Origin of the sequence: Streptomyces sp. NPDC006265 (genome assembly GCF_040613555.1) — a bacterium.
Lineage (GTDB): Bacteria > Actinomycetota > Actinomycetes > Streptomycetales > Streptomycetaceae > Streptomyces.
This window is the reverse complement of sequence record NZ_JBEXSH010000601.1, coordinates 1-5,650: the sequence shown is the minus strand read 5'-3', so window position 1 is coordinate 5,650 and position 5,650 is coordinate 1. Positions and strand designations below refer to the sequence as shown.

The following is a 5,650-nucleotide window of genomic DNA, read 5'->3' as shown; positions in this document are numbered from 1 at the left end:
AGGGGCCGTGGCGCGGGTCGAAGAAGCAGGGCGGGCGGCGCTCCGGCAGGGCTCCGCCCTCGCGGCGGGCCGCGAGGGCGGCCAGGGAGAACCGGCCGTCCTCCACGGCCTGGGTGACGGCCCGGACGTCCTCCGGTTTCGTCGCGGCCGCCATCAGGGACTTGGCCTGGTCGTAGCAGTCCAGGGCACGCTCGTAGTCGGTGCGCATCGCGTCGTCGGCGCCGGGTTCCGAGGGATGGAAGTCGAGCCGGTCGAGCTCTTCGCCGAACGCGGTGATGTCCTCGTCGACGACCACCCGCAGCTTCTCCAGCGCGGCCCGCTGCTCCTCCTCGTGGCGGCGCCGGTTGCGGCGGGCCAGGGCGTAGGCGCCCGCGCCGCCGGCCGCGACCAGGGCGCCGATCGTGATCAGGCCGCCGACCGGCACGTCGGTGCTCGAGCCGTCGCTCCAGCTGCTCGGCGCCGCACCGCCCACGTTGCGCAGGGCATCGTCGACGAAGTCGTTCAGCTGGGCCTTGGTGTCGCCCGCGTCCTGCACGGCCGTGACCAGGTTGGACACCGCCTGCCGGCTCATGACGGAGCTGTCGGCGCGGGCGTCGAACCGGTCGCCGAGGTGAATGCCGTACAAGCCGGTGATGCCGGTCTCGGTGCGCAGGTTCCGGAAGAGGTCCTGCGTGGGGTAACCGGCCGGGAGGACGGCCACGAAGACGGGCTTGTCGGCGTCCTTGATCTTGTCGGCGAGCGCCTCCGCGTCCGACGCCGCGAGCTGCCCGGAGGCGGCCGGATCCACGTAGACGGGGTTCTCCCGCAGCCCCCGGGCGACCTCGGAGAGGTCGGTGGCCGCGTGCGCGCCCGGCGCACCGGCCAGCAGCACCGCCAGTACGGCGGCGAACGGCACGATCAGCAGACGTACGACGGTACGCACCAGCGCGGCCTTCATATGTTCGAAGCTACCCGAAACGCCACAGAAAGGGTTATCCGTCGAGGCAGAGATTTGTCGAGGCGGCTGCGCCTAGGATGCCTCTGGCCATCCAGAGGGGCGGGAGCAGGGACATGTTCGGACGACGCAGGGCTGCGGACATGACGGTGTCCGAACTGACTGAGCTGGACCGCTCGCGCACGCGGGCGGACCTGCTGTGGGAGCTGTTCCGGCATGCCGAGGCGGAGGTGACGTCGGCGATCGGCTGGTATCTGGCCCGGCGGCGAGGACCGTCGCTGTGGTCGCGCTCACTGCGGGCGCTCGCCACACTGCTGGGCATCGTCGGCACGATCACGCCGCTGGTGCACGCGGCCTCGCCCACGGCCATGCAGCCCGAGTGGGGTTTCGTGTTCCTGGCCGGCGGGGCGGGGTGCGTGCTCTTCGACCGGATCTTCGGGTTCTCTGCGTCCTGGACCCGCTACATCCGGGCGGAACTGGCGTTGCAGCAGATCCTCAAGAAGGCGCAGTGCGACTGGGCGCAGGCGTTCCTGAGGACCACCGACTCCCCCAGCGACAAGGAGCAGGCCGCGCTGCTCGGGGTGATCGAGCGGCTGCGGACCGACGCGCAGCGGATCATGGAGGACGAGGGCACGGCATGGGTCGGCTACCTGGCCGACGGCGTCGAGGAACTGACCCGCTCCACCGGCACCACCACCGGCCAGCGCTCCCACACCGCGGGCCTCTTCCGGCTCGACCGGACCCCCGGCCGCGACCGGGGCGGCGAGGTCCCGGTGCCGCGGTCCCGGGACACGGCGATGTGACACCCGCCCCGGGGCCGCGGCCCGGCCGAACCCGGGGCTACTCCGCCGGAGCGACCCCCGCGCGCAGCAGTCCGTACGTGTACGCGTCCTCCAGGGCCTGCCAGCTCGCGGCGATGACGTTGTCGGCGACGCCGACCGTCGACCACTCGCCCGTGCCGTCGGAGGTGGAGATCAGTACGCGGGTCGTGGAGTTGGAGCCGTGCTTGCCCTCCAGGATGCGGACCTTGTAGTCGACCAGCTCCAGCTTGGCGAGCTGAGGGTAGATCTTCTCCAGGCCCACGCGCAGGGACCGGTCCAGGGCGTTGACCGGGCCGTTGCCCTCGGCGGTGGCGACGATGCGCTCACCCTTGGCCCACAGCTTGACCGTGGCCTCGTTGGCGTGGGAGCCGTCGGGCCGGTCCTCGACGATGGCGCGCCAGGACTCGACCTCGAAGTAGCTCAGCGGCTTGCCGCCCTGGACCTCGGCACGCAGGAGGAGTTCGAAGCTCGCGTCGGCCGCCTCGTAGGTGTAGCCCTTGAGCTCGCGCTCCTTCACCCGCTCGACCACCCGCCCGACCAGCTCGCGGTCGCCGCCGAGGTCGATGCCGAGCTCCTTGCCCTTGAGCTCGATGGAGGCGCGCCCGGCCATGTCCGAGACCAGCATCCGCATGGTGTTGCCGACCAGCTCGGGGTCGATGTGCTGGTAGAGGTCCGGGTCGACCTTGATCGCGGAGGCGTGCAGTCCGGCCTTGTGGGCGAAGGCGGAGAGCCCGACGTAGGGCTGATGCGTGGAGGGGGTGAGGTTGACGACCTCGGCGATCGCGTGCGAGATGCGGGTCATCTCGCGCAGGTGCCCCTCGGGCAGGACCTGCTTGCCGTACTTCAGCTCCAGGGCCGCCACGACCGGGAACAGGTTGGCGTTGCCGACGCGTTCGCCGTAGCCGTTGGCCGTGCACTGCACATGGGTCGCACCCGCGTCGACGGCGGCCAGGGTGTTGGCGACCGCGCAGCCCGTGTCGTCCTGGGCGTGGATACCGAGCCGGGCGCCGGTGTCGGCGAGGACCGTGGAGACGACGGCCTGGATCTGGGCCGGGAGCATGCCGCCGTTGGTGTCGCACAGGACGACCACGTCCGCGCCGGCCTCCGATGCGGTACGGACGACCGCCTTGGCGTACTCGGGGTTGGCGCGGTAGCCGTCGAAGAAGTGCTCGCAGTCGATGAAGACGCGGCGGCCCTGCTCCTTGAGGAAGGACACGGTGTCGCGGACCATCGCCAGGTTCTCGTCCAGGGTGGTGCGCAGCGCGAGTTCGACATGGCGGTCGTGCGACTTGGCGACCAGCGTGATCACCGGTGCGCCGGACTCCAGGAGCGCCCTGACCTGCGGGTCCTCGGCGGCGGTGGTGCCGGCGCGGCGAGTGGAGCCGAACGCGACGAGCTGGGCGTTCCGGAAGTCGATCTCCTGCTGGGCGCGGGCGAAGAACTCGGTGTCCCGGGGGTTGGCGCCCGGCCAGCCGCCCTCGATGAAGCCCACCCCGAAGTCGTCCAGGTGCCGCGCGATGGCCAGCTTGTCCGCCACGGTGAGGTTGATGCCCTCCCGCTGGGCGCCGTCGCGCAGGGTGGTGTCGAAGACGTGGAACGAATCGTCGAGCTCGCTGCTAGCGGTCATGGTCTCAAGGCTCCTGAGGATGGGATCTCGGTCGTACCGGAATGACCGGCTCCACCGCCCTCACATACTCCCTCGCGCTCTCGCCTCCGGCTGTGGGTGGGCCAGAAATGCGAAAAACCTCTCGCGGGTGCGAGAGGTCTGCGCGCGGGTCGAGGACGACGGTGTCCGCCCGTACCTGGTCGTACGTGGCGGTCACTGCGGACCGGCGCGCCTGCTGCCAATAATCGTGGCGAACGAGAGCACGGAGGCAGTCTGGCACAACCCCCGCGCTTCGCTCACCGCCGTCTCAGAATGCGGTCGGTCACCTCGGGTGACGGACGTAGACGTGCGAGGTGTCGTACGTGTCGCCGGGCACGAGGTCGGGTGCGGAACTGCTGAAGGCGACCGTACGGCCGTTCCGGTCGATCACCGGGGCGGACACGCTCTGGTCGTTCGGGCCGCCCCGGGTGTCCGGGCCGGCGAGGAGAGTGCGCCCGGTCCGCAGGTCCCGGACGTACCCGCGGTACGTGTGGTCGGTGTCGCCCGGGTCGGCCGACACGAAGGCCAGGTACCGGTTGTCGGCGCTGAGCCGCGGATACGCGGTGAAGGCGGCCGGGTCGGCGGCGTCGATCCGGCGCAGCTCGCCCCTCCTCAGGTCGCGGACGAAGACGTTGTGCCCACGGTGTGCTGCTCCTGACGGCCATCGGCACGCCGTGGGCGGTCATCACCCTCATCGGCTTCGCCCACTGCGGCGGGGTCTACGGCGCGGACGCCCTCCAGGTCTTCAACCGCCGCGCCCGGGGCGGCGTCCACTGGTACCGCGCCGGCTGAAACGTCCCGGCGGCACTCTCGTGGGCGGCCGGGGCGACGGTGGGTGCCCTTGGGTGTCCTGGCGGTGTCCCTGCCGTCGTACGAGGGACCTCCGCCGGCGCTGACCGGCGGGGTGGACCGCAGATTCCTGCTGGCGGGGGTGGCAGGGGTGGTGTATCTGGGGTCGGCCCCGGGGTCCGTTTCGACGGAAGCAGGGGCCGAGGCCCCTGCACCGGCTTCTGTGTCCGACTGATTCGGGCGGTGGGTGGCACAGGTCTCAGGGGTCCGGGAGCGGAGCCCCCGGGGACCGGGAGCACTCAGCCCAGGTGGTGCATCCAACCGTGGGCGTCCGCGGCCGTACCCCGCTGAATGTCCAGCAGCGCCTGGCGCAGCCGCAGCGTGACCTCGCCCGGCTCTCCCCCGCTCTGCTTCCACTCCGCCCCGGCCCGCTTCACCGTACCGACCGGAGTGATGACCGCGGCCGTACCGCAGGCGAAGACCTCGGTCAGCGAGCCGTTCTCCGAGTCCCGCTGCCACTGCTCGACCGAGACCCGGCCCTCCTCGGCCTCGTACCCGAGGTCACGGGCGACGGCGAGCAGGGAGTCGCGCGTGACGCCCTCCAGGATCGACCCGGTGAGCGACGGCGTGACGATCTTGTTCCCGTACACGAAGTACAGGTTCATGCCGCCCAGCTCCTCGACCCAGGTGTGCTCCACGGCGTCGAGGTAGCAGACCTGGTCGCAGCCCTTCGTGGCGGCCTCGGCCTGCGCGAGCAGGGACGCCGCGTAGTTGCCGCCGGTCTTCGCGTCGCCCATGCCGCCGGGGACGGCGCGGACGCGGTCCTCGGAGACCCAGATGGACACCGGCTTCACACCACCGGGGAAGTACGCCCCGGCCGGGGAGGCGATCACCAGGAACAGGTACTCGTTGGCCGGCTTCACACCCAGCCCGACCTCGGTGGCGATCATGAACGGGCGCAGGTAGAGGGACTCCTCGCCACCGTGCGCCGGCACCCACGCCTTGTCCTGCTTCACCAGGGCGTCGCACGCCTCGATGAACGTCTCGACCGGCAGCTCGGGCATCGCGAGCCGGCGGGCGGAGCGCTGAAAACGCTCGGCGTTCTTCTCGGGGCGGAAGGTGGCGACGGACCCGTCGGGCTGGCGGTAGGCCTTCAGGCCCTCGAAGATCTCCTGCGCGTAGTGCAGGACCGTGGTGGCGGGGTCGAGGGAGATCGGCGCGTACGGCACGAGCTGGCCGTCGTGCCAGCCGCGGCCTTCCGTCCACTTGATCGTCACCATGTGGTCGGTGAAGTGGCGGCCGAACCCGGGGTTGGCCAGGATCCCCTCGCGTTCCGCGTCGGAGAGCGGGTTGGCGGAGGGCTTGAGCTCGATCGTGGGCGTCGTCATGGGTTGATGTCCTTCACCGGTTGTAGTGACGGGCCGCGCTCGGTACTGCTCTGATGGTGACCCACGACGCGAC

General features: G+C 71.0%; 5 protein-coding genes and 1 pseudogene. 2 read left to right on the top strand and 4 right to left on the bottom strand.

The window, feature by feature from the left end; all coding sequences use genetic code 11:
• A partial coding sequence (locus ABZ281_RS35095; protein ID WP_356662119.1) for a hypothetical protein occupies positions 1–937 on the bottom strand: 937 nt, incomplete at its 3' end.
• A gap of 146 nt (positions 938–1,083) precedes the next feature.
• Here ABZ281_RS35095 and ABZ281_RS35090 point away from each other — a divergent pair.
• Complete coding sequence (locus ABZ281_RS35090; RefSeq protein WP_356662118.1) at positions 1,084–1,737, top strand: SLATT domain-containing protein; 654 nt, start codon at positions 1,084–1,086, stop codon at positions 1,735–1,737.
• 37 nt (positions 1,738–1,774) lie between these two features.
• Here the strand turns inward: ABZ281_RS35090 and cimA are convergent, their stop codons facing one another.
• Positions 1,775–3,382 carry a citramalate synthase gene (gene cimA / locus ABZ281_RS35085; protein WP_356662117.1) on the bottom strand — a complete coding sequence of 536 codons (1,608 nt, stop codon included), beginning with the start codon at positions 3,380–3,382 and terminating at the stop codon, positions 1,775–1,777.
• Between the two features lie 301 nt (positions 3,383–3,683).
• On the bottom strand, positions 3,684–3,920 hold the full coding sequence (locus ABZ281_RS35080; RefSeq protein WP_356662116.1) for a hypothetical protein: 237 nt from the start codon (positions 3,918–3,920) through the stop codon (positions 3,684–3,686).
• 125 nt (positions 3,921–4,045) lie between these two features.
• On the opposite strand from ABZ281_RS35080, the pseudogene ABZ281_RS35075 reads away from it, so the two are divergent.
• Positions 4,046–4,424 (top strand): annotated as a pseudogene (locus ABZ281_RS35075) (cytosine permease); the annotation flags it as partial.
• A gap of 64 nt (positions 4,425–4,488) precedes the next feature.
• Here the strand turns inward: ABZ281_RS35075 and ABZ281_RS35070 are convergent.
• On the bottom strand, positions 4,489–5,577 hold the full coding sequence (locus ABZ281_RS35070) for a branched-chain amino acid aminotransferase (protein WP_356662115.1): 1,089 nt from the start codon (positions 5,575–5,577) through the stop codon (positions 4,489–4,491).
• Positions 5,578–5,650 lie beyond the last annotated feature (73 nt).

Bases quoted from the DNA above. Each gene is read 5' to 3' on its own strand.
- cimA (WP_356662117.1), bottom strand. From the start codon at position 3,382: ATGACCGCTAGCAGCGAGCTCGACGATTCGTTCCACGTCTTCGACACC.
- ABZ281_RS35070 (WP_356662115.1), bottom strand. From the start codon at position 5,577: ATGACGACGCCCACGATCGAGCTCAAGCCCTCCGCCAACCCGCTCTCC.